The following is a 22,291-nucleotide window of genomic DNA, read 5'->3' on the forward strand; positions in this document are numbered from 1 at the left end:
CCGATCGGCGCCTGTGCCCGCCGCGCGAATAGGCTGAAGCCCATGCACGGCGAATACAAGGTGCCCGGCGGCAAGCTCGTGGTCGTCGACCTCGAGGAGCGCGACGGACGCATCGCGGACTTCCACCTCGCGGGCGACTTCTTCCTCGAACCCGACGACGCGCTCGCCGACATCGACGCCGCCGTCAACGGGCTCCCGATCGAGGCGGATGTCGCGGCCATCGCCGCCGCGGTGCGCTCGGCTCTCCCCGACGGTGCTCAGCTCCTCGGCTTCACGCCCGAGGCGGTCGGCACGGCGGTCCGCCGCGCACTCGTGACGGCCCCGGGCTGGCGCGACTTCGACTGGGAGATCGTGCACGAGAAGCCGGTCTCGCCCCGCATGAACCTCGCGCTCGACGAGGTGCTCACCGGCCGGGTCGGCGACGGCCGCCGGCGCCCGACCCTGCGCATCTGGGAGTGGGACGAGAACGCCGTGGTGATCGGCTCGTTCCAGTCCCTCCGCAACGAGGTCGACCCCGACGGCGCTGCCGCGCACGGCTACGACGTCGTCCGCCGCATCTCGGGCGGTGGCGCGATGATGATGGGCGCGAACTCGATCGTCACGTACTCGCTGTACGTGCCGGCATCCCTGGTCGCCGGGCTCACCTTCGCGGACTCGTACGCGTTCCTCGACGACTGGGTGCTGCAGGCGCTGCGCGCGCTCGGCATCGAGGCGACCTACCAGCCGCTCAACGACATCGCCTCGCCGCAGGGCAAGATCGGCGGCGCCGCGCAGAAGCGCCTCGCGAACGGGGGAGTGCTGCACCACGCGACCCTCAGCTACGACATGGACGGCGAGGTCATGACCGAGGTGCTGCGCATCGGCCGCGAGAAGCTCAGCGACAAAGGCACGACCTCGGCGGCCAAGCGCGTCGACCCCCTGCGCCGCCAGACCGGGCTGCCGCGCGAGGCGATCATCGCCAAGCTCGAGGAGACCTTCACCAACCTCTACGGCGCGGTCCCCGGGCACATCACCGACGACGAATACGCCGAGGCCGAGGCGCTCGTGGCGTCGAAGTTCGCGACGGACGCATGGCTTCGCCGGGTCCCCTGATCGGCGCGCCGGATGCTGCGCCTCCGGGCTCGGTCGAGATCCACCACGGTGACAACCTCGAGGTCATCCGCACGCTGCCCGACGCGTCGTTCACGCTGATCTATCTCGACCCGCCCTTCAACACCGGCCGCCCGCAGGAGCGCTCCATCGAGACCGCGCGGTCCGCAGCTGGGCCCACGCGCCCCGAGGCTCCGGGCGACGCGCCAGCGGCGCCTGGAGGGGGCGTGGGGACCGTTTCTGTGTCGACCGCTTCCGCGGCGAAAGGTCAGCTGGTCGACGAGGGAGCGGGAAGCAACCAGCCTCTCGGCGACCAGGTGAACTCTCGCGGATCGAGAACGGCAGCGCCCGCCGTCGTGCGGCGCGGGTTCCACGGACGCGAGTACGAGCGGATCCGCGGCGACCTGCGCGCGTACGACGACACCTTCGACGACTACTGGGGCTTCCTCGAGCCGCGGCTGCTCGAGGCGTGGCGCCTGCTCGCCGATGACGGCACCCTGTACATCCACCTCGACTACCGCGAGGCGCACTACGCCAAGGTGCTCATGGACGCGCTCGTCGGGCGCGAGCGGTTCCTCAACGAGCTCATCTGGGCCTACGACTACGGGGCGAAGACGCGCAAGCGCTGGCCCACGAAGCACGACACGATCCTGGTGTACGTCAAGGACCCGAAGTCGTACTGGTTCGACTCGGAGGCCGTCGATCGCGAGCCCTACATGGCGCCGGGGCTCGTCACCCCCGAGAAGGCCGAGCGCGGAAAGCTCCCCACCGACGTCTGGTGGCACACCATCGTGCCGACCACCGGCCGCGAGAAGACCGGGTACCCGACGCAGAAGCCCGAGGGCATCCTCCGCCGCATCGTGCAGGCCTCGTCGCGCCCCGGCGATCGGGTGCTCGACTTCTTCGCCGGCAGCGGCACCACCGGCGCGGTCGCCTCGGCGCTGGGCCGCGACGCCGTCCTCGTGGACCACAACCCTGCCGCGATCGCGGTGATGCGCGAGCGGATGCCGCATGCCCGGGTGTTCGGGACCCCCGGCGAGCAAACGCTTCCTTAGGCTGAGGGGTATGCGCTTCGGAACCTTCATCCCCCAGGGCTGGCGATTCGATCTCGTCGGCATCGACCCCTCAGAGCACTGGGAGGTGATGAAGGGGCTCGCCCAGCGCGCCGACGCCGGCCCGTGGGAATCCCTGTGGGTCTACGACCACTTCCACACGACCCCGGTGCCGAGCGACGAGGCGACCCACGAGGCGTGGACGCTGATGGCGGCGTTCGCGGCCTCGACCGACCGCATCCGTCTCGGTCAGATGTGCACCTGCATGGGCTACCGCAACCCCGCCTACCTCGCCAAGGTCGCCGCCACCGTCGACATCGTGTCGGGCGGACGCACCGAGATGGGCATCGGCGGCGGGTGGTACGAGCACGAGTGGGAGGCGTACGGCTACGGCTTCCCGCGGGTGCCGGAGCGGCTCCGGATGCTGCGCGAGGGCGTCGACATCATGCAGCAGGCCTGGACGACCGGGCGTGCCACGCTCGACGGCAAGCACTACCAGGTGGACGGCGCCATCGTGCAGCCGCTGCCGCTGCAGGATGGCGGAATCCCCATCTGGGTCGCCGGCGGCGGCGAGAAGGTCACGCTCAAGATCGCGGCGAAATACGCGTCGTACACGAACTACGCGGGCTCGCTCGAGGACATCGACCGCAAGAGCGCCGTGCTCCGCGATCACTGCGACGCGCTCGGACGGGACTTCTCCGAGATCACCCGCACCTCGAACTTCAACACGATCGTCGGTGCGACCGAGGCCGAGGCGCGCGACCGCCTGGCCGCCGTGAAGGCGCGTCTGCTGCCGCACGTGGGGCAGGAGCGCGCCGACCACATCGAGCACGACTACCTGACGTCGCCCGCTTTCGGCACCCCCGAGCAGGTCGCCGAGCGCCTCGCTGAGCGCGAGCGCCACGGCATCGCCTACGCGATCCACTACTTCCCCGAGGCGGCCTACGACCTCTCGGGCGTGGAGCTGTTCGAGCGCGAGGTCGTCGCCGCGCTGTCCTGAGACACCAAGCACACGAAAGGGTGGGTCCTCACCGCTGCATCGGCGAGGACCCACCCTTTCGCGATTCCCGCGCTGCAGGGGCGGCGAGAGTCTGTGGTCAGAGCAGCGACGCGACGGCGGCGTAACCGTGGGGGTCGACGTCGGGGGAGCCCGCCGGCCCGCCGAAGACGCGCGTGGTGCCCGGAGCGCCCGACCATGCCGGCCAGCCGGGATCGGCGTCGACGATCAGGCCGACCGCCGCCGCGTGCGTCTGATCGGCGAGCTGCTGCGGCGGGTTCGGGCCGGTGAGCGGCGCGATCTGCACCGAGTCGAGGCAGTCGAACCAGAACGGAACGTCGATGCAGTGCACCGCCGACCCGTTCACCGCGCCGGGCTGCGACGAGCGGAACGAGTAGCGGTAGACCCACGTCGGAGCGGCGCCGCGGGCCCGCGCCGTGCGGACCACGGCGCTCCGGAACATGCGGTCGGTGATGTACCGGCCGAGCACGGCAGCGTGTCCGCGCGCCACCACGTCCCGGTTCGCCGCGAGGTACGCCTTGCGCTGCGTCCCCTTGAGTCCCGACCGGCCGAGGAGGAGGGCCAGCGGGACCCATCGGAGGGTCTTCGCCCGCCCCGCCACGACCATCGAGAACTCGTCGTCGGTCGCGCCGAGCACGAGGGGCTTGTCGGCGCCGACACCCGCCGCGATCGAGGCGATCGTGGGCCGGATGAGCAGGTCGCCGTCGATCGACGGGCCGAGCAGGAGTCCGTCGTCGAGCAGCTTGGTGATGGCGTCCGGGCCGGCCACGCTCGTCGCCTTCTTCTGCGCCTCGATGATGCGCTCCTCCGGCACCGTCGACAGCGCGGCGCGGGTGGGGGCGACACCGACGCGTGCCGCGACGTCGCGCCCGATTGCCTCCCAGCGCTCCGTCGCGACGTCGGCGGTGGCGCCGGACAGCGCCCACACCGAGTGGAACAGGTGCTGGGCTGCCGGCATCCCGAGCAGTGTCAGCACCGCCCCGCCGCCCGCGGACTGTCCGGCGATCGTCACGCGCGACGGATCGCCTCCGAAGTTCGCGATGTTGTCCTGGACCCACTGCAAGGCGAGCAGCCAGTCGCGCACGCCTCGGTTGGAGGGGGCGTCCTCGATCCAGCCGAACCCGTCGAAGCCGAGCCGGTACGAGATCGTCACGGTGACGACACCGTCGCGGTTGAACGACCGGCCGTCGTACCAGGGGCTCGCGGGCGAGCCCGCGAAGTAGCCGCCGCCGTGGATCCAGACGAGCACCGGGAGCGCAGCATCCGTCGCTCCGGGAACCGGCGTGAAGACGTTGACATTGAGGGTCGACTCACCGGGCACGGACGGCTCGGGGATGAGGGTCACCCCGGGGTCGCCGCGCTGCGCGGTGGCGCCGAACGCGGCGGCGTCGCGCACGCCCTCCCACGGCTCGGCAGGCACGGGGGCGGCGAACCGCAGGTCGCCGACGGGCGGCTTCGCGAACGGGATGCCGAGGAACGCGGCCGATCCGCCGGCGCCGGGCTCGCCCCGCCAAAAGCCGCGCACCCGTCCGGTGGCGGTGTCGGCTTCCGCATAGCGGAGTGCGGTGGTGGTGTCTGTCATGGGGGTCCTTTCTCGCGGACTCTAGCGGACGCCCTTGATGGGCGCCGTGGCGATCGCTGCCAGAATCACGAACACGATCGCGAACACGAACAGCATGGCGTACCCGCCCATCGCCGAGATGATCAACAGCGCGATCGACGGGCTGAGCGCCTGTGGGATGTTGGTGGCGACGTTGAGGATGCCGAGGTCCTTGCCCGCGGCGGTGCCCTCGCTGGGCAGCACCTCGGTCATGAGGGCGGCGTCCACCGACATGTACAGGCCGAAGCCGACGCCGTTGATGATGCTCATCAGGATCATGCCGGTCATGTCGGGCATGATCAGCGGCATCGCGAGCCCGGCGACCATGATCACCGACGCGGCGTAGATGAAGACCTTGCGGCGGCCGACCTTGTCGCTCCACCATCCCGAGAGCGCGATCGCGAGCAGGGTGGGCACGAACGCGACCAGCGTGAGCGTCAGCACGGCGCCCTGCGCCTCGCCGAGCGACAGCCCGATGTACTGCTGCAGCAGGTACAGCTGGTAGGTCGAGACGACGAAGTAGCCGAGGATCAGCAGGAATCGCGCCGTGAACGCCCAGAAGAAGTCGGGGTGCTTGCGCGGGTTCACCCAGAAGCCCCGGAAGAAGGCGCCCCAGCGGAACGGCTCGACGGCGGCGTCCCTGGACGACCAGTCCCGGTTGATGAGCACGAAGAGGAGCGTCACGACGATCACGGCCCCGCCGAACACGGAGTAGGCGACGCCGAACTGGGCCGCGAGGGCGCTCGCCACCATGATGCCGACGGTCATGCCGACCTGCGTGCCGAGCCCGATCATCGCGCTCGCCCCGCCGCGCTTCGAGCGCGGGAACCGGTCGGCGGTGATGGTGGTCAGCGGCGCCTGCAGGAAGTTCAGCGCGACCTGGATGACGACCCAGAACACGGTGATCCAGACGAGGTCGGTGAGCGAGCCCATCCCGAAGAGGAGGATGCCGCCGACCAGCGCGCCGAGCACCATCCACGGCGAGCGGCGGCCGAACCGCGAGCGCGTGCGGTCGCTCAAGGCGCCGGCGATCGGCTGGGCGAAGAGCGTGAAGACGAACGAGACCGTGGTGACGATCGCGAGGTTCGCCTCCTTCTGCTCGTCGCCGAACAGCAGCTGGATCTGCGTCGGCAGGAGGATCGCGATGAGGCCGCCGTACGTGGCGAACAGCGTCAGCGCGGCGACCAGCATGCTCGGCAGCAGCGCCCTGCGCGCGGGCGGGCTGGCGGGCGGCTCGCCAGGCGCCGGTGGGGTGCTTCGGATGAGGCCGGTGGGCGCGATGTCGAGGGTGGGGTCGGGCTGTGCGGTCATGGCGACTCCTCTTCGTCGAGATGTCTCGGGGCGGATCGGGGGTGAAATGCGAACGGCATTCGGGATCAGTGTGGCGCATCGCGTGACAAAGTTCAAGACCTGAACTATGTGTAACGATCGCACAACGAGGTGACCGATCCAATCCCGAGTGCCGCTAGCGTTTGGCGCGTTCAATCGAAGGAGATGACATGAACCGACTGATTCCGCGCCTCGCGATCGCTGCAGTGGTGGTGCTCGGCGCCACCGCGCTGGGCGGCTGGACCACGGCTCCGGCCAAGCCCCCGACCTCGAACCGCGACCCGGTCGTGCAGGTGTACCTGACACGCCATGGCGAGACGATCCTCAACGCGCTGCACCTCGTGCAGGGCTGGTCGGACTCGCCGCTGACCGCGGCGGGCCGTGCGACCGCGACGACCGTCGGCACGAACCTCGGGGCCGAGGTCGGGCAGGTGGACGCCGCCTACTCGGCCGACATGGTGCGCCACTACGAGACGGCGACGCGCATGCTGCAGGGCATGGGCTCGAAGCTGTCCGCGACGCGCGTCGAAGGCCTGCGCGAACTGAACTTCGGTGGCTGGGAAGGCGCGAAGCAGAGCGCCATGGGTGGCGCCGCCTTCGCACATCTCGCACAGCAGGGGATTCCTGAGCCCACGCTCGGGCAGATGACCGACGCGATCGGCGCCACGAACCCGGTGTCGGCGCTTCCCGCGGAGAATTGCGATGTCGTCTCGGATCGCATGCTGAGCTCGCTGAATGCGATCGCGAAGGATGCTGCGAAGCATCGTGACGACAAGGTCCTGGTGGTATCGAGCGGGCTGTCGATCTCGTGCCTGCTCGTCGACCTCGGCGCAGCCGACCGGGTTCCCGAGACGGGGATCGCCAACGGCGCCGTCAACCTGCTGACGTACAAGGCCGGAGCCTGGACCGTCGAATCGGTCAACGACACGCACTACGCGACGCAGCCGTGACCCGGGCCGGGGCGGGGCGCACCGCCCCGCCCCGCCCCGGCCTACGATGGCGATCATGCCCCTCGCGACCCCCGACGTGCGCCGACACAACCTCGGCCTGGTGCTGGGGCGCGTGCTCGAGGGGGCGGGTGAGGCGCGTGCCGACATCGCCGGCGCCACCGGCCTGTCGCGCGGTGCGGTGACTTCACTCGTCGCCGAACTCATCGATGCCGGCCTCGTCGAAGAGAGTGATGTCGTCGCCCCGGCGGGGATGGGACGGCCCCGGACGACGCTCACGCTCGCGGCCGCCGCCCCGTGCGTCCTGATCGCCCTGCTCGATGCCGACCACGCGACGGCGGTCGCCGGCACTCTGGCGGGTGAGGAGCTCACCCGCACCTCGCGCAGTCACGGGCGGCCGATGGGCGACCCCGCCGCCATCGTGGGTGTCCTGGCAGACGCTCTGGACGATGTCGCCGGTCGCATGGCCGCGGCCGGGCGGCGCATCGCCGACGTGTGCGTCGTCGTGTGGGCGCCGGTGGGTGGCACGCCGGTCCGCGTCCTCGCCGACACCGATCTGGCGTGGGGCGAGGTCGATCTGCTGGGCCTGCTGCGTGCGCGGTCGACGGCCCTCGCCGCCTTCGCCCGCGCGGGCGGGGAGCCCCGGCTGGTCTCGGATGCCGAGGTCGCGGCGCTCGCCGAGCACGCGGCCGTCGGCGGCGACACCCTGCTGTATCTCAAGGCCGACTCGGGAATCGGCGGTGCGGTCGTGCTCGCCGCGGGCGACGACTCCGGCGCACGCGTCCTCCCTGCGGCGCTCGGACATCTGCCCGTGGTGCCGGACGGCGTGCGCTGCGCGTGCGGTCAGCGGGGCTGCCTCGTCACGGTGGCAGGCCCTGACGTGCTGCTCGCCCGCTCCGGGCTCGGAGCGCTGGCGGCCGACGAGGGACTCACCGTCGCGCTGGAGGCGTTCGTGACGCAGGTAAGGACGGGCGACGAGCCCGCCGCGTCGGTGTGGCGCGGGGCGGCACGCGAGATCGCGCGCACCCTCCAGATCGTGGCGCTGACGGTTGCGCCCGACGTCATCGTGCTGGGCGGATTCGTCGCAGCGCTCGCCGCGGATGTCGATGAGATGTTCCGGGCGATCCAGCCTCGCATCGCGCACGCACCGGTTCTGCCGGTCGCACCGGTGCTCGGCAGCACGCTCGGCGCGGATGCGGCCCTGCGGGGCGCGCAGCGCGACGCCCGCCTGCGGCTCCTCGCAGACCCGCTCGCGATCTGATCAGTCGCCCTCGCGCGCGGCGTGGCCCTCGTCGGCGGCGATCGACGAGGGCGCGAGGAGCTCGAACAGCGCCGCGACCGGAGCGGCCATGTCGACGTCGGGTTCGAGCATCCACTGCACCTGCATGCCGTCGGCCACGGCCTGGAAGAGGCGTGCGACGGTGTCGGGGTCGACGCGATCGGTGATCTCGCCGGCCCGTTGCTGGGCCGCGACCGCGGCGGCGAAGAACCCGCGCAGGCTCTCGCCGCGGGCGACGAAGAACTGGTGGGCAGGATGCTCGGGATCGGCCGCGTCGACCGACAGCCGGGCGAACAGGTGCACGAGGCCGGGGACGTCGGCGTTGTGGCGGATCACGCCCAGGTAGCCGGCGCGGATGTCGAGCAGCTCGCCGCTCTCGGCCGCGGCGAGACCCTGCTGGAGGTCGCCGCCGAGGCCCTGCCCGACGGAATCGAGCTCGTCGCGTTTGCGGAGGATCTCGGTGAAGAGCTCCTCCTTGCTGTCGAAGTAGTGGAGGAGTCCGGCCTGGCTGAGACCCACGGCATCGGCCAGCTCTTTCACCGACGCGCCGCGATAGCCCTCACGGGCGATGACGTCCAGTGCGCGGGTGAGGATCTCCTCGCGCTTCGCAACGCCTTTCGCATAGGAGCCACGTCGCCCCGTGCCGCTGTCTGCCATAGGAGAAGTAAACCCGAATATCGCTTGATTTCTCAAAACCTAGTGACGTAAGGTTTTGCCGAGTCGCTCAATGTCGAGCCCTCACCACCCGAAGCAAGGACCCGTCCATGACAGCGCCGTCTGAGTACACCGCACCGCCCATGACCGAGAACACATTCGTCGCGACCGCCTCCGGCAACGACGATCCGCCCCCGCCCGTCAGGGGCCTGCGGCGGTTGATGTGGTGGATCATCCCTGCCAACCTGGGCGTCTTCCTCATCTGGGGAGCGGTTCCCGGGATCCTCCTGCCGCAGCAGATCACCCTGCTGTTCGGCGAGGAGGACAAGGTCGCGAACCTGGCGATCGTCGCGACCATCGGCGCGTTCGCCGCGATGATCGCGCAGCCGGTCGCGGGCCAGATCTCCGACCGCACGCGGTCGCGCTTCGGCCGTCGCGCTCCCTGGATGGTGCTCGGGGCGCTCGCGGGGGCGCTCGCGCTGGTCGGACTCGCGTTCGCGAGCTCGCTCGTGGGCGTGGTCATCGCGTGGACGCTCGTGCAGATCTGCTACAACTTCGCCCAGGGGCCGCTCTCGGCGGTCATGCCCGACCGCGTGCCCCTCAAGCGCCGCGGCACCTTCGCCGCACTGTCGGGCATCGGCCTCATGGTCGGCGCGCTGGGCGGGTCGATCGTCGGAGCGCTGTTCTACAACAGCATCACGGTGGGGTACATCATCTTCGCCGTCTTCGCCCTGGCGATCCTCACGCTGTTCGTGGCGTTCAACCCCGACTACCCGAGCACCGAGCTCAAGCCCGAGCCCTTCGACCTGCGCGAGTTCCTCGGCACGTTCTGGGTCAACCCGGTCAAGCACCCCGACTTCTTCTGGGCCTTCACCGGGCGGCTGCTGCTGTACACCGGGTACTTCGCCGTCACCGGCTACCAGCTGTTCCTCCTGACCGACTACTTCGGCGTCGAGCACCCCGAGCAGGTCATCCCGCTCCTGGGCCTGCTCAGCCTGGTGGGCATCCTGATCTCGACCGTGGTGTCGGGCCCGCTCTCCGACAAGGTGGGGCGCCGCAAGCCCTTCGTGTTCGCCTCCGCGGCGGTCGTGAGCCTCGCCTTCCTCCTCCCGTGGTTCTGGCAGGACCTCAACGCCTGGATGATCATGACGTTCATCGCGGGCTTCGGCTTCGGCATGTTCCAGGCCGTCGACACCGCGCTGATGAGCGAGGTGCTTCCTTCTGCGAGGTCCTTCGCGAAGGACCTCGGCGTCGTCAACATCGCGGCGACGCTCCCGCAGACGCTCGCTCCCGGCGTCGCCGGCGCGATCGTCCTGATGTTCGGCTACGCGGGGCTGTTCCCCGTCGCCATCGTGCTCGGCATCCTCGGTGCCCTCGCGGTCTGGCCGATCAAGGCCACCCGCTGACCGCGGCCACTCACACCTCGAAACCCCGATGAAAGGAACTCCATGAGCATCCCCGATGTCACGGAACTCACCCTCGAAGAGAAGGCGTCGATCACCAGCGGCGCGAGCTTCTGGTACACCAAGCCGGTCGACCGCGTGGGCGTGCCCGCGGTCATGGTGACCGACGGTCCGCACGGCCTGCGCAAGCAGCGCGAGGGCGGCGACCACCTCGGCATCGGCGACAGCGTGCCCGCCACCTGCTTCCCGCCCGCGGTCGGTCTCGGCTCGTCGTGGGACGTCGACCTCATCCACCGCGTCGGGGAGGCCCTCGGCACCGAGACCTCGATCGAAAACGTCGCGGTGCTGCTCGGCCCCGGCATCAACATCAAGCGCTCGCCGTTGTGCGGCCGCAACTTCGAGTACCTCTCGGAGGACCCGATCGTGTCGGGCGTCCTCGGCGCCGCGATCGTCCAGGGCATCCAGTCGAAGGGCGTGGGCACCTCGCTCAAGCACTTCGCGGCCAACAACCAGGAGAACGACCGCATGCGGTCCTCGTCCGACGTCGACCCGCGGCCGCTCCGCGAGATCTACCTGCGTGGGTTCCAGCGCGTCGTCGAGGACGCCCAGCCCTGGACCGTCATGTGCTCGTACAACCGCATCAACGGCGTGTACGCGTCGGAGGACCCGTGGCTGCTGACCCAGGTGCTGCGCGACGAGTGGGGCTTCGAGGGCCTCGTCGTCTCCGACTGGGGTGCCGTCAACGAGCGCGTGCCGGGCCTCGCCGCAGGCATGGACCTCGAGATGCCGTCGTCGAACGGCGTCACGGACGCGCAGATCGTCGCGGCGGTGCAGGACGGCTCGCTCGACGAGTCGGTGGTGGATGTCGCGGCCGGCCGTGTGCTCGACCTCGTGCGCAAGGCGACCGAGGGTGCCGGAGCCGTCGCAGGGCCGCTCGACGTCGACGCCCACCACGCCCTCGCCCGCGAGGCCGCGGGCCGCTCGATCGTGCTGCTCAAGAACGACGGCGCCGTGCTGCCGCTCGCGAAGGACGCGAAGCTCGCGGTCATCGGCGAGTTCGCCGCGGCGCCTCGGTACCAGGGCGCGGGTTCGTCGATGATCAACCCGACGCGCCTCGACACCGCGCTCGACGGGATCCGCGCGCTCGCCGCCGGCGACGTCGCGTACGCGCAGGGCTTCAGCAACGCTCTCGAGGTCTCGGACGACGAGGCCGCGGCCCTGCGCGACGAGGCTGTGGCCGCAGCATCCGTCGCCGAGGTCGCCGTGCTGTTCCTGGGCCTGCCCGCCCGTCTGGAGTCGGAGGGCTACGACCGCGACGACATCGACCTGCCCGCCGCCCAGCTCGCACTCGTCGACGCGGTGCTCGCGGCGAACCCGAACACCGTCGTGGTCCTGTCGAACGGCGGCGTCGTCGCGCTGCCGTTCGCCGATCGCGTGCCGGCGATCCTCGAGGGCTGGCTGCTCGGCCAGGCCGGCGGCGGTGCGACGGCCGACGTGCTGTTCGGCGACGTCAACCCGTCGGCAAAGCTCACCGAGACGATCCCGGCGCGCCTCGAGGACACCCCCGCGTTCCTCGACTTCCCGGGCGAGTTCTCGCACACCCGTTACGGCGAGGGCCTCTTCGTCGGCTACCGCTGGTACGACGCGCGTCGCCTCGAGGTCGCGTTCCCGTTCGGGCACGGCCTGTCGTACACGTCGTTCTCGTACGCGGATGCTGCGGCTCAGGTCGACGCGAACGGCGACGTCGAGGTGACCGTCGCCGTCACGAACACCGGCGACCGCGCGGGCCGTGAGGTCGTCCAGGTCTACACGTCGCTGAGCGGATCGTCGGTGCAGCGCGCACCGCGCGAGCTGAAGGCGTTCGCGTCGGTCGCGCTCGAGTCGGGCGAGACCCAGGTCGTGACGCTCACGGTGCGCCGCAAGGACCTCGCGTACTGGGACATCCGCGCCGACCGCTGGGTCGTCGAGGGCGGCGAGTACACCGTCGACGTCGCGGCGTCGAGCCGTGACCTCCGCTCGTCCGTCGCCGTGGCTGTCGAGGGCGACGTCCTGACGCTGCCGCTGTCGCGCACGTCGTCGATGGGCGAGGTGCTGAGCCACCCGATCGCGGGTCCGGTGGTGCAGGCCGCGATCGCGCAGATGATGGGCGGCCTCGGCGACAGCGCGGCGTCGATCATGCCGGAAGGCGTCGACATGTCCAAGATGATGGAGTCGTTCCCGATCGGCCGCATCGGCATGATGGGCGCGCTCGCCGGTGACGGCGCCGCCGCCGGCCCCGAGATGATCGACGGTCTGCTTGCGATGGCGAACGCCCCACAGCAGGACTGATCTGCACGACCGGATGCCTCGGCGCCGGGCCCTTCGAGGGCGCGGTGCCGAGGCATCCGTCGTCTGTCTCAGCTGTTGAGGAAGGCGAGCAGCGCCTCGTTGACCTCGGCGCCGTGGGTCCACAGCAGGCCGTGCGGGGCGCCCTCGATCTCGACGTACGTGGCGTCGGGGAGCAGGTCCTTGAAGCGCCGGGCCGTCTTGTCGATCGGGAGGATGTTGTCGGCGGTGCCGTGCAGGATGAGCGTGGGGACGTCGACGGCGGGGATGTCGGCGCGGAAGTCCGTCGGCCAGGTCAGCGGCGCCGCGGCGATCGCGGTGTTGCCGGCGTACGAAGCGACCTGGATGCTCGCGTCGAGCGCCTCCTGCGAGATGCGCGAACCCAGCGTGTCGTCGAGGTTGTAGAAGTCCTTGTAGAACCCTGCGATGAACGCGTAGCGGTCGTCGCGCACGGACTGCGCGATGCCGTCGAAGAACTCCTGCGGACCGGCCCCGTCGGGGTTGTCGTCCGTGATGAGCAGGAACGGCTCGAGCGACCCGAGGAACGCCGCCTTCGCGACGCGGCCGCTGCCGTAGCGCGAGAGGTAGCGTGCGATCTCTCCCGTGCCCATCGAGAAGCCCACGAGCACGGCCTCGTGCAGATCGAGGTCCTCGATGAGGGCGTGCAGGTCGCCGGCGAACGTGTCGTAGTCGAACCCCGAGCCGACCTTGCTCGACTGCCCGAATCCGCGGCGGTCGTACGCGATCACGCGGTACCCGGCGTCCAGCAGTGCCGCCTGCTGCTTGCCCCACGACTCGCCGTTCAGCGGGAAGCCGTGGATCAGCACGACGGGCTGGGCATCGGACGGTCCCTGGTCGGTGTAGTAGAGGTCGATGTCCACCGAGTTCTCGGTCCCGACGGTGATGTACGCCACGATCGCTCCTTCCGGATCGCGAACGGATGCCGCGACCCTGCGTTCGACGCTAGGCCGCGGCATCCGTCCTCGCCAGTGTCTTGCGCGCGCTCGTCACGAGCGTTCACACGGCGTTCAGTCACAGCAGGCGCAGCGACGAATCAATCGCGGGCGGCGCCTGCCGACGGAGACACCGTGAAGATCGTGGGAGCGGCGAAGCCGGCGGCCGCGAAGGCGGCGGTGGCGGCATCCGTCACGGCCTGGACCTTGTCGTGGGCGACCAGCGCGATCGCGGCGCCGCCGAAGCCGCCGCCGGTCATGCGGGCGCCGACGGCACCGGCCGCAAGCGCGGCCTCGACCGCCGTGTCGAGCTCGGGGACCGAGATCTCGAAGTCATCGCGCATCGAGGCGTGCGACGCGACGAGGAGGTCGCCGATCGCGGTCGGCCCCTGCTCGCGGAGCGTGCGCACGGTGTCGAGCACGCGCTGGTTCTCGGTGACGACGTGGCGGACACGCCGGTAGGTGACGTCGTCGACCAGTTCAGCGAGTCGCGGGAGGTCGTCGATGCTCACGTCGCGCAGCGCGGGCACGCCGAGGGCGGCCGCACCGCGCTCGCAGGCGGCGCGGCGCTCGCCGTAGCCGCCCGTCGCGTGGGAGTGCTTCACGCCGGTGTCGATGACGACGAGCTCGAGGCCCGCGTCCGCGAAGCCGAGGTCGATCACCTGCGCGTCGAGCGAGCGGCAGTCCAGGAAGATGGCGGAGTCGGCGCGGCCGAGGAGCGACGCCATCTGGTCCATGATCCCCGTAGGCGCGCCCACGGCCTCGTTCTCGGCGCGGCGGCCGACCTTCGCCAGCGCGACGCGATCCAGGTCGATGCCCCACGTGTCCGCGAGGGCGACGGCGGTCGCACCCTCGATCGCCGCGGACGACGACAGGCCCGCGCCCACCGGCACGTCCGACGCGAAGGCGAGATCGACGCCGGCGACGGCCTGCGGATCGGTTCCGGATGCCGCGAGCAGCGCCCATGCGACGCCCAAGGGGTAGCGGGCCCACTCGGGGACGTCGTCACGCTGCGCGGGGAAGAGCGCGTCGAGGTCGTCGAGGGCGACCTCGACGGTCGCGTCATCGAAGGTCGACGCGACGCGCACGCGGAAGACGCCATCGGCCCGCGGAGCGAGGGCGACGTGGGTGCGGTGCTGGATCGCGAACGGCAGCACGAAGCCGTCGTTGTAGTCGGTGTGCTCGCCGATGAGGTTCACCCGGCCGGGTGCGGACCACGTGCCGACGGCGTCGGCGCCGAAGCGGGCGGCGAAGAGGGCGCGCGCGATGGCGGCGGTGCGGATGTCGGTGGCGGTCACAGGGTCTCCTCGGGGATGGATGCGACGGCGTCGCGCAGCTTCGCAGCGGCCGTCTCGGGCGGGACGTCGCCGATCCAGGCGCCCATGGCGGCCTCGGATCCGGCGAGGAACTTGAGCTTGTCGGCCGCGCGGCGCGGCGACGTCAGCTGCAGGTGCAGGCGCGCGGTGTCGCGGCCGCGGTGCACCGGTGCCTGGTGCCAGGCGGCGATGTACGGGGTGGGGGTGTCGTAGAGCGCGTCGACGCCGCGGAGCAGCCGCAGGTAGAGCGGGGCGAGCTCGTCGCGCTCGGCATCCGTCGTCTCGGCGAAGTCCGCAACGTGGCGGTGGGGCAGCAGGTGGATCTCGATCGGCCAGCGCGCGGCGAAGGGCACGAACGCCGTCCAGTGCTCGCCCTCGAGGATCACGCGGTCGCCGGCGCGCTCGAACTCGAGGATGCGGGAGAACAGGTCGGGCCCCTCGCGGTCGATCGACGCGAGCAGGCTCGTCGTGCGCGGGGTGATGTACGGGTATGCGTAGATCTGCCCGTGCGGGTGGGGGAGCGTGACGCCGATCGCCTCGCCGCGGTTCTCGAACGGGAAGACCTGCTCGATCCCCGGCAGCGCCGAGAGCGCGGCGGTGCGGTCGGCCCACGCCTCGATCACGGTGCGAGCGCGGGTCGCAGACAGCGAGCCGAACGAGCCCGAGTGCTCGGGGCTGAAGCACACGACCTCGCAGCGGCCCACGCTCGTGCGGGTGCGGCCGAGACCGGGCGCGACGAGGTCGTCGAGGTCGCGGGGCGCATCGATGCCAGCGGGAGCATCGCTGTGGGCGACGGCGAGCGCGGGTCCGAACGACGGCGACTTGTTCTCGAACACGGCCACGTCGTAGAGCGACGGGATCTCGGACGGGTTGGTCGGCGTCTGCGGGGAAAGCGGGTCGAGGTGCGCCGGCGGCAGGAAGGCCCGGTTCTGGCGGGCCGCCGCGACCGACACCCAGTCCCCGGTGAGCACGTCGCGGCGCATCGTCGCGGTCTCGGGTCGCGGCGCGAGGTCGCGCGCGTCGACCCCACGGTCGGGGCCGAGGGTCGTCTCGGGGTCGTCGTAGTAGATCAGCTCGCGCCCGTCGGCAAGTCGGGTCGGGCGCTTCACCACACCCGCGCCGAGCGTCTCGGCGGGAAGGTCCTGGGCGGACACGACGGTGTCGTCCTGAGGCATGTTCACGTCAACACGGTAGCAAATCGGCTATGTTATCGTCAACACGGATGCTGCATCCCCGGCGTGACGCCGACGGCATCCTGCAGATCGGGGTGGGGCATGACGGCCAGGCGCGTGTCGATGGCGGACGTCGCGGAGCGCGCGGGCGTCTCGGGCCAGACCGTGTCGCGCGTGGTGAACGCCAGCCCCCGCGTCGACCCCGAGACCCGCGCGCGCGTCGAGTCGGCGATGACGGAGCTCGGCTATCGCCCGCACCGTGCCGCGCGGGCACTCCGCACCGGCCGCACGCAGACCATCGGGCTCGTGGTGTCGACGCTCGCCTCAGTGGGCAACTCCCGCATGCTGCAGGCGGTGGCGGATGCTGCGGCCACCCGCGGCTACGCGCTCACGGTGGTGACGCTCGGTGCCGACGGTGACGTCGCCGCCGCCTTCGAGCGGCTGGCAGAGCAGGGCGTGGACGGGGCGATCGTGCTGAACGAGGCGACGGCCCGCGTCCGCGGAGCCGATGTCGGCGCCGCTGGGCTCCGACTGGTGGTCGTCGACTCGCCGCGCGACGACCGGTTCGGCGTGGTCGAGACCGACCACGCGGGCGGTGCTCGCCTCGCTGTGGAGCACCTGCTGTCGCTCGGGCACCGGACCGTGCATCACCTCGCTGGACCCGAAGGCTCCTTCGCCGCGGCGGAGCGCGAACGCGGCTGGCGCGAGGCGCTGTCGGGGACCGGCGCCCCTGTGCCACCTGTGGTGCGCGGAGATTGGACGTCCGCGTCGGGCTTCGCGGCAGCATCCGTTCTTCTCGAATCCGGCGCGACCGCCGTCTTCGCCGCCAACGATCAGATGGCGCTGGGCGTGCTGCGCGCCGTGGCCGAGTCCGGGCGTGCGGTGCCGGAAGAAGTGAGCGTGGTCGGCTTCGACGACGTGGCGGATGCCGCCGACTACCGACCGCCCCTCACCACCGTGCGGCAGGACTTCGACGCCCTCGGCTCGCGCGCGGTGGCGGCACTCGTCGACGGGATCGAGGCGGGCGCGCCGGCTGCGTTCGAGACCGTGCCCACGCGGCTTGTCGTACGCGAGAGCACCGCGCCCGCCCGCTGACGAAGGGGTTGTGTGTCGGCGCCCGTCCCGGTTCTGGCCAGTCGCCAGGCTCTGCGGATTTCGCCTGGCTTCTTGGCGACTCGCCGCGACGCGCTCGCGGCCGACGGTGCTGCCCATTCCGGCGAGTCGCCAAGAACTGCGCCGGGGACGCGGACTCTTGGCGGGTCGCCAGAAACTGCACTGGGGAGAAGGCCCGGCGAGTCGCCAAGAACTGCCCCGGGGACGAGGGTTCCTGGCGAGTCGCCAAAATACGCCGAGGAGGGGCCCGGCGAGTCGCCAAGAACTGCCCCGAGGACGAGGGTTTCTGGCGAGTCGCCAGAATCACCCGTCAGGGTGGATGCCTCAGCGCGCGGCCTGGCGGGCCTCCCAGCCGGTGCGGACCATCTCGTCGACGCTGTAGCGGTTCTTCCAGTCCAGGTCGCGGGCCGCGAGCTCGCCGGTGGCGACGATGCGGTCGGGGTCGCCGGGCCGGCGGGGGGCGATCTCGGGTGTGAAGTCGATGCCGGTGACGCGAGCCATCGCGTTCATGATCTCGCGGACGCTCAGGCCGTTCTGCGAGCCGAGGTTGTATGCGGGCTCGATCGGCCGGTTCGCGAGCAGGCGCTGCGCGGCCGCGACGTGGGCCGCCGCGATGTCGGCGACGTGCACGTAGTCGCGCACGTTCGTGCCGTCGGGGGTGTCGTAGTCGTCGCCGTTGATGCGGGGCGTCTTGCCCGCGAGCAGCGCCTCGAACACGAGCGGGAAGAGGTTGTGCGGGCTGGTGTCGTACACCGACGGGTCGCCCGAGCCGACGACGTTGAAGTAGCGCAGCGCGGTGTAGCGGAGGGCGTGCTCCGACGCGGCCGTCGCGATCGCCTGGTCGCGGATGATCCACTCGCCGATGAGCTTCGACTCGCCGTAGGGCGAGGCCGGGCGCTTGGGCAGGTCCTCGGTGACGAGCGGAACGTCGGGGGTGCCGTAGACCGCGGCCGACGACGAGAAGACCAGGTTCGCGACACCCGCGGCCTGCATGGCGGCGAGGAGCACGCGCGTGCCCTCGACGTTCTGCGCGTAGGTGTGCAGCGGACGCTGCACCGAGACGCCGGCGTACTTGAAGCCGGCGAGGTGGATGACGCCCACGACCTCGTGCTCGCGCAGAGAGCGCTCGACGAGCTCTCCGTCGAGGATGGAGCCCTGCACGAACGGCACGCCCTCGGGCACGAACGACGCGTGCCCGCTCGAGAGGTCGTCGATCACGACGGAGTTCAGGCCCGCATCTGCGAGCGCACGGACGATGTGGGCGCCGATGTAGCCGGCGCCTCCGGTCACGAGCCAGGACATGTCACTCCGGATCCAGGTGGGGGCGGATGCGCCGAGCGGCGCCGCCTCCATTCTGCCCGGTCGGACGGATGCCTCGAATCCGGGGTCGGCCGGGCGCTCGGCGTGCACGGAGTCGGAGGTTCGGGCGGACACGCCGGGTGGCGGCATCCATCATCCGGCGTGTCGCGCGAGAGCTCCGATTCTGTGCACCGGTGTCGAGCCTCAGACCCGCGCGGCCCAGCGCGCCGCGCGCTGCAGCAGTTCGATGTGTCCGGGGGCGTCGTAGGAGCGCTCGTCGTGTCCGAGCGAGCACACGACGGCACGGGTCGGCGTCTCCCGCACCCACACGGCGGCGTGCTCGGCGCCGTCGACGTCGTGCACCGCGAGCACGCGCGCGCCGTCGTCGACCACGAGGTCGCTGTAGCGCTCGTCGAACACGTCGAGGTGCGGCATCCCTCCGCTCACGGGGTGACCGCCGTCGACGACCCGCACCCGCGCGTCGCCGATCGGGGGATGCCACGAGACTCCGGGCTGCCATTCGCCGCCGATGGCCTCGCGCCAGGCGGGGTGGTCGCGCAGGCTCGAGAGCGCGGCGTGCACGGCGATGAGCCCGATGCCCCGGTCGATCGCGGAGCGGAGGCCGGCGTCCGCCGCGGGGTCGGCGCCATGCCCCAGCTCGGTCGCGCCCTCCCGCCACGGGTCGCCGGCGTTGACGACGAGCAGATCGAACCCGTCGAGGCTCGAGAGCGCGTGGTCGACGTCGTCGTCGACCGTGACGTCCCAGCCGTCCGCGCGCAGCGCGTCGGCGATGCGGGAGGAGGTCGCGGGGAAGGGATGCCACGGGTCGGCGTACCGGCCGGTTCCGGTGGCGATCACCGCGCGGCGTGGGCTGGACTCGGCTTCCGGTCGCTCCATGGATACCATGATCTGCAGGATAACGCTTTCCCGTATCGGTGTCGGCCGGAAGCGACAACACCGTGCACGCCCGAGGAGAATGACGCCATGGCCCACACCGTCGTGATCGCCCCCGATTCGTTCAAGGGAACGATCGGCGCCGCGGCCGCCGCCGAGGCGCTCGCCACCGGGTGGCGCCGTGAGCGCACCGACAGCGCCCTGCGGCTCATGCCCATGGCTGACGGCGGCGAGGGCACCGTCGACGCCTTCGCGGCCGCGGTCCCCGGCGCGGAGCGCATGCCGGTGACGGTGACCGGACCCGAGGATGAGCCCGTCGCGGCGTCGTGGGTGCTGCTGCCGCCCACCCCGGACGCACCGCGGGGCACCGCGGTCGTGGAGCTCGCGAACACGAGCGGCATCGAGCTGCTCGGCACCCCGCCGCGCCTGCGCGCCTTCGACGCGCACACGCGCGGCTTCGGCGAAGCGATCGCCGAGGCCCTCGCGCACGGCGTCTCGCGACTCGTGCTCGGCATCGGCTCCAGCTCGTCGACGGACGGCGGCACCGGCATGCTCACCGCGCTCGGAGCGCGATTCACGGATGCTGCGGCCCGGCCCGTCGCCGCCGGCGCGCGCGGTCTCGGCTCCGTGGCGGCGGCCGACCTGTCCGCGCTGGCGCCGCTCCCGCCCGGCGGTGTGACGGTGCTCAGCGATGTGACGAACCCGCTCCTCGGACCCCGCGGAGCGGCGGCGGTGTTCGGCCCGCAGAAGGGCGCGCGGCCGGACGACATCGCCGTGCTCGACGCCGGGCTCGCGCGGCTCGCGCAGCTGGTCGACGCCGACCCCGAGACTCCGGGCGCCGGCGCGGCCGGTGGCACAGGGTTCGGCCTGCTCGCGTGGGGCGCGCGCCTCGTGCCCGGTTCGGCGGCGGTCGCGGAGCTGGTGGGATTGGATGCGGCGGTGGCCGAGGCATCCGGCGTCGTCACGGGCGAAGGGTCGTACGACGGCCAGTCCGCGGCGGGCAAGGTGCCCGCCCACGTCGGCGCGGTCGCCGCGGCGGCGGGTGTGCCGGTCGCCCTGGTGGCGGGCCGCATCGCGGCGGATGCCGACACCTCGGGCTTCGCCGCGACGGCGTCGCTCACCGCGCTCGCGGGCTCGGGCGAGGCCGCGATGGCCGAGACCGCGCGGTGGCTCGAGGAGGCCGGCGCGCAGCTGGCGCGCGAGCTCGCGCCCCGCTGACCCCGGGCTCGAGCATGCTCGAACACTCGAGGCGTTTCGTCTGCGGGCGCCAGAGCGCCCTCCGCTCAACGACCGGGCCAAGGCGCCGGTCGTTGAGCGAGCGAGGAACGAGCGAGACGAAACGTCCCAGGCCCGGCGCAGAACCCGGGCCCCGGAACCGCGTCAGCGGCCGGTGTGGAGCACGCCGTTGCGGCGGTGCGGGAGCGTCGCGAGCGCGGCGTCCCGGAGCACCTCGGGCAGCAGCGCCTCGGGGGCGTCCTGGAACACGACGGGCCGGAGGAACCGGCGGATCGCGGTCGCGCCGACCGAGGTGTGCAGCGACGTCGTCGCGGGCCACGGGCCGCCGTGGTGCTGCGACCAGGTCACGGCGACACCGGTCGGCCAGCCCGCGAAGAGCACACGCCCGGCCTTGCGGGTGAGCACCTCGAGCACCGCCGCGACGTCGTCGCCGGACTCGGAGTGCAGCGTGGCGGTGAGCGAGCCCGGCACGGCCTCGAGCGCGGCGTGCAGCTCCTCGTCTGAGGAGTAGCGCACGAGCAGCGTCACGGGGCCGAAGCACTCCTCGAGCAGTGTCTCGGGGCGCGCGGCGACGGCCGCGGCATCCGTCGACAGCACGATCGGCTGCGCCGACCCCGGCTCGGCCGGAAGCCCCTGGGCGACCACCGACACCGACGGGTCGGCCTCGAGGTGCTCGATGCCCGACGGGAACGCCGCGGTGATGCGGTCGGTGAGGAGCGGTCCGCCGGCGGCGCCGGCCGCGAAGCCGGTGACGAGGTCTTCGAACCCGGCGCCCGCGGGCAGGAACACGACGCCGGGCTTGGTGCAGAACTGGCCGACGCCGAGCGTGAACGAGCCGACGAGGCCCTGTGCGAGGGCCTCGCCGCGCGCCGCGACGGCGGCGGGCGTGATGACGACGGGGTTCACCGAGCCGAGCTCCCCGTAGAACGGGATCGGGTCGGGACGCCCCGATGCCAGGTCGAACAGGGCGCGACCGCCGCCGAGCGACCCGGTGAAGCCCGCGGCCTGGATGGACGGATGCTGCACCAGCGCGTTGCCCGCCTCGCGGCCTTCGACGAGCGCGAGGGAGCCCTCCGGCGCGCCGGCTTCGACGAGGGCGGCGGCGACGATGGCCGCCGTGCGCTCCGACAGGCGCGGGTGGCCCGAGTGCGCCTTCACGATGACCGGGTTGCCGGCCGCGAGGGCCGAGGCGGTGTCGCCGCCGGCGACCGAGAAGGCGAACGGGAAGTTCGACGCCGAGAAGACCGCGACGGGGCCGACACCGGTCAGCATGCGGCGCAGCTCGGGGCGGGGCGGCGTCGCCGCCGGGTCGGCGTCGTCGACCGTGAGCTCCAGGTACGAGCCCTCCTCGACGACGGTCGCGAACAGGCGCAGCTGCCCGGTGGTGCGTCCGACCTCGCCGCGCAGACGCGTCGCGCCCAGGCGGGTCTCCTCGTCGGCGATCTCGACGAGCTCGTCGATGTTCGCGTCGAGCGCGTCGGCGGCGGCGCGCAGCCACGAGGCCCGGGTCGCAGCATCCGTCGCCCGCCAGATCGGTGCCGCAGCGGCGGCGGCCCGCGCGAGGGCGTCGAGTTCGGTCGCGCTGGTGGTGGTCGTGGTGGTCATGTGCCGA

At 71.8% G+C, this 22,291-nt stretch carries 18 protein-coding genes; 9 read left to right on the plus strand and 9 right to left on the minus strand.

Annotated elements, in window-relative coordinates:
* Nucleotides 1-42 precede the first annotated feature (42 nt).
* Genes ACLBXX_RS02275 through ACLBXX_RS02285 form a run of 3 tightly spaced genes read left to right on the plus strand, consistent with a single transcriptional unit; the run spans nucleotide 43 to nucleotide 3,141 of the window.
* Complete coding sequence (locus tag ACLBXX_RS02275) at nucleotides 43-1,092, plus strand: lipoate--protein ligase family protein (RefSeq protein ID WP_387140834.1); 1,050 nt, start codon at nucleotides 43-45, stop codon at nucleotides 1,090-1,092.
* Nucleotides 1,071-2,144, plus strand: coding sequence for a DNA-methyltransferase (locus ACLBXX_RS02280; RefSeq protein ID WP_447656634.1), 1,074 nt, complete (start codon nucleotides 1,071-1,073; stop codon nucleotides 2,142-2,144). Before ACLBXX_RS02275 ends, ACLBXX_RS02280 begins: the two co-directional genes overlap by 22 nt.
* A gap of 10 nt (nucleotides 2,145-2,154) precedes the next feature.
* Nucleotides 2,155-3,141, plus strand: coding sequence for an LLM class F420-dependent oxidoreductase (locus ACLBXX_RS02285; protein ID WP_447656635.1), 987 nt, complete (start codon nucleotides 2,155-2,157; stop codon nucleotides 3,139-3,141).
* Between the two features lie 97 nt (nucleotides 3,142-3,238).
* On the opposite strand, the gene ACLBXX_RS02290 is transcribed toward ACLBXX_RS02285, so the two are convergent.
* Nucleotides 3,239-4,741, minus strand: coding sequence for a carboxylesterase/lipase family protein (locus ACLBXX_RS02290; protein ID WP_447656636.1), 1,503 nt, complete (start codon nucleotides 4,739-4,741; stop codon nucleotides 3,239-3,241).
* 21 nt (nucleotides 4,742-4,762) lie between these two features.
* The gene (locus tag ACLBXX_RS02295; RefSeq protein WP_376013707.1) at nucleotides 4,763-6,070 is read right to left on the minus strand and encodes an MFS transporter; all 1,308 of its coding nucleotides are present in this window, start codon (nucleotides 6,068-6,070) and stop codon (nucleotides 4,763-4,765) included.
* 188 nt (nucleotides 6,071-6,258) lie between these two features.
* Between ACLBXX_RS02295 and ACLBXX_RS02300 the strand changes: the two genes are divergently transcribed.
* Nucleotides 6,259-7,038 (plus strand): histidine phosphatase family protein, encoded by a 780-nt coding sequence (locus ACLBXX_RS02300; protein WP_447656637.1) that lies wholly within the window; start codon nucleotides 6,259-6,261, stop codon nucleotides 7,036-7,038.
* Between the two features lie 55 nt (nucleotides 7,039-7,093).
* Nucleotides 7,094-8,296 (plus strand): ROK family protein, encoded by a 1,203-nt coding sequence (locus ACLBXX_RS02305; protein WP_447656638.1) that lies wholly within the window; start codon nucleotides 7,094-7,096, stop codon nucleotides 8,294-8,296.
* Here the strand turns inward: ACLBXX_RS02305 and ACLBXX_RS02310 are convergent, their stop codons facing one another.
* Nucleotides 8,297-8,971 (minus strand): TetR/AcrR family transcriptional regulator, encoded by a 675-nt coding sequence (locus ACLBXX_RS02310; protein WP_447656639.1) that lies wholly within the window; start codon nucleotides 8,969-8,971, stop codon nucleotides 8,297-8,299.
* A gap of 107 nt (nucleotides 8,972-9,078) precedes the next feature.
* Here ACLBXX_RS02310 and ACLBXX_RS02315 point away from each other — a divergent pair, with 107 nt between their 5' ends.
* Nucleotides 9,079-10,374 (plus strand): MFS transporter, encoded by a 1,296-nt coding sequence (locus ACLBXX_RS02315; protein WP_447656640.1) that lies wholly within the window; start codon nucleotides 9,079-9,081, stop codon nucleotides 10,372-10,374.
* Between the two features lie 42 nt (nucleotides 10,375-10,416).
* The gene (locus ACLBXX_RS02320) at nucleotides 10,417-12,699 is read left to right on the plus strand and encodes a glycoside hydrolase family 3 C-terminal domain-containing protein (protein WP_447656641.1); all 2,283 of its coding nucleotides are present in this window, start codon (nucleotides 10,417-10,419) and stop codon (nucleotides 12,697-12,699) included.
* 68 nt (nucleotides 12,700-12,767) lie between these two features.
* Here the strand turns inward: ACLBXX_RS02320 and ACLBXX_RS02325 are convergent, their stop codons facing one another.
* The 3 genes from ACLBXX_RS02325 to galT all read right to left on the minus strand — a co-directional run bounded on the left by ACLBXX_RS02325 (nucleotide 12,768) and on the right by galT (nucleotide 16,140).
* Nucleotides 12,768-13,610: an alpha/beta fold hydrolase gene (locus ACLBXX_RS02325; RefSeq protein WP_447656642.1), complete on the minus strand. Its 843-nt coding sequence runs from the start codon at nucleotides 13,608-13,610 to the stop codon at nucleotides 12,768-12,770.
* Between the two features lie 140 nt (nucleotides 13,611-13,750).
* Entirely contained in the window at nucleotides 13,751-14,947 is a 1,197-nt protein-coding gene (galK, locus tag ACLBXX_RS02330; protein WP_447656643.1) for a galactokinase, read from the minus strand.
* Nucleotides 14,944-16,140: a galactose-1-phosphate uridylyltransferase gene (gene galT / locus ACLBXX_RS02335; protein WP_447656761.1), complete on the minus strand. Its 1,197-nt coding sequence runs from the start codon at nucleotides 16,138-16,140 to the stop codon at nucleotides 14,944-14,946. The genes galK and galT overlap by 4 nt, the downstream gene beginning before the upstream one ends.
* A 99-nt stretch (nucleotides 16,141-16,239) precedes the next feature.
* On the opposite strand from galT, the gene ACLBXX_RS02340 reads away from it, so the two are divergent.
* The gene (locus tag ACLBXX_RS02340; protein WP_447656644.1) at nucleotides 16,240-17,232 is read left to right on the plus strand and encodes a LacI family DNA-binding transcriptional regulator; all 993 of its coding nucleotides are present in this window, start codon (nucleotides 16,240-16,242) and stop codon (nucleotides 17,230-17,232) included.
* A 342-nt stretch (nucleotides 17,233-17,574) separates the two neighbouring features.
* Here the strand turns inward: ACLBXX_RS02340 and galE are convergent, their stop codons facing one another.
* A complete protein-coding gene (gene galE / locus ACLBXX_RS02345) occupies nucleotides 17,575-18,552 on the minus strand; it encodes a UDP-glucose 4-epimerase GalE (protein WP_447656762.1) in 978 nt (325 codons plus the stop codon).
* Between the two features lie 201 nt (nucleotides 18,553-18,753).
* Nucleotides 18,754-19,446 (minus strand): ThuA domain-containing protein, encoded by a 693-nt coding sequence (locus tag ACLBXX_RS02350; protein WP_447656645.1) that lies wholly within the window; start codon nucleotides 19,444-19,446, stop codon nucleotides 18,754-18,756.
* 87 nt (nucleotides 19,447-19,533) lie between these two features.
* On the opposite strand from ACLBXX_RS02350, the gene ACLBXX_RS02355 reads away from it, so the two are divergent.
* Entirely contained in the window at nucleotides 19,534-20,661 is a 1,128-nt protein-coding gene (locus ACLBXX_RS02355) for a glycerate kinase (protein WP_447656646.1), read from the plus strand.
* Between the two features lie 162 nt (nucleotides 20,662-20,823).
* On the opposite strand, the gene ACLBXX_RS02360 is transcribed toward ACLBXX_RS02355, so the two are convergent.
* Nucleotides 20,824-22,284, minus strand: coding sequence for an aldehyde dehydrogenase (NADP(+)) (locus ACLBXX_RS02360; RefSeq protein ID WP_447656647.1), 1,461 nt, complete (start codon nucleotides 22,282-22,284; stop codon nucleotides 20,824-20,826).
* Nucleotides 22,285-22,291: the final 7 nt, after the last annotated feature.

The sequence above is a fragment of the Microbacterium sp. C23T genome (genome assembly GCF_053345975.1).

Coding starts and splice junctions, on each gene's coding strand:
- ACLBXX_RS02305 (WP_447656638.1), top strand. CDS start 7,094: ATGCCCCTCGCGACCCCCGACGTGCGCCGACACAACCTCGGCCTGGTG.
- ACLBXX_RS02280 (WP_447656634.1), top strand. CDS start 1,071: ATGGCTTCGCCGGGTCCCCTGATCGGCGCGCCGGATGCTGCGCCTCCG.
- ACLBXX_RS02360 (WP_447656647.1), bottom strand. CDS start 22,284: ATGACCACCACGACCACCACCAGCGCGACCGAACTCGACGCCCTCGCG.
- ACLBXX_RS02295 (WP_376013707.1), bottom strand. CDS start 6,070: ATGACCGCACAGCCCGACCCCACCCTCGACATCGCGCCCACCGGCCTC.
- ACLBXX_RS02285 (WP_447656635.1), top strand. CDS start 2,155: ATGCGCTTCGGAACCTTCATCCCCCAGGGCTGGCGATTCGATCTCGTC.
- ACLBXX_RS02350 (WP_447656645.1), bottom strand. CDS start 19,446: ATGGAGCGACCGGAAGCCGAGTCCAGCCCACGCCGCGCGGTGATCGCC.
- ACLBXX_RS02355 (WP_447656646.1), top strand. CDS start 19,534: ATGGCCCACACCGTCGTGATCGCCCCCGATTCGTTCAAGGGAACGATC.
- ACLBXX_RS02320 (WP_447656641.1), top strand. CDS start 10,417: ATGAGCATCCCCGATGTCACGGAACTCACCCTCGAAGAGAAGGCGTCG.
- ACLBXX_RS02340 (WP_447656644.1), top strand. CDS start 16,240: ATGACGGCCAGGCGCGTGTCGATGGCGGACGTCGCGGAGCGCGCGGGC.
- galE (WP_447656762.1), bottom strand. CDS start 18,552: ATGTCCTGGCTCGTGACCGGAGGCGCCGGCTACATCGGCGCCCACATC.
- ACLBXX_RS02315 (WP_447656640.1), top strand. CDS start 9,079: ATGACAGCGCCGTCTGAGTACACCGCACCGCCCATGACCGAGAACACA.
- ACLBXX_RS02275 (WP_387140834.1), top strand. CDS start 43: ATGCACGGCGAATACAAGGTGCCCGGCGGCAAGCTCGTGGTCGTCGAC.
- galT (WP_447656761.1), bottom strand. CDS start 16,140: ATGCCTCAGGACGACACCGTCGTGTCCGCCCAGGACCTTCCCGCCGAG.
- ACLBXX_RS02310 (WP_447656639.1), bottom strand. CDS start 8,971: ATGGCAGACAGCGGCACGGGGCGACGTGGCTCCTATGCGAAAGGCGTT.
- ACLBXX_RS02290 (WP_447656636.1), bottom strand. CDS start 4,741: ATGACAGACACCACCACCGCACTCCGCTATGCGGAAGCCGACACCGCC.
- ACLBXX_RS02300 (WP_447656637.1), top strand. CDS start 6,259: ATGAACCGACTGATTCCGCGCCTCGCGATCGCTGCAGTGGTGGTGCTC.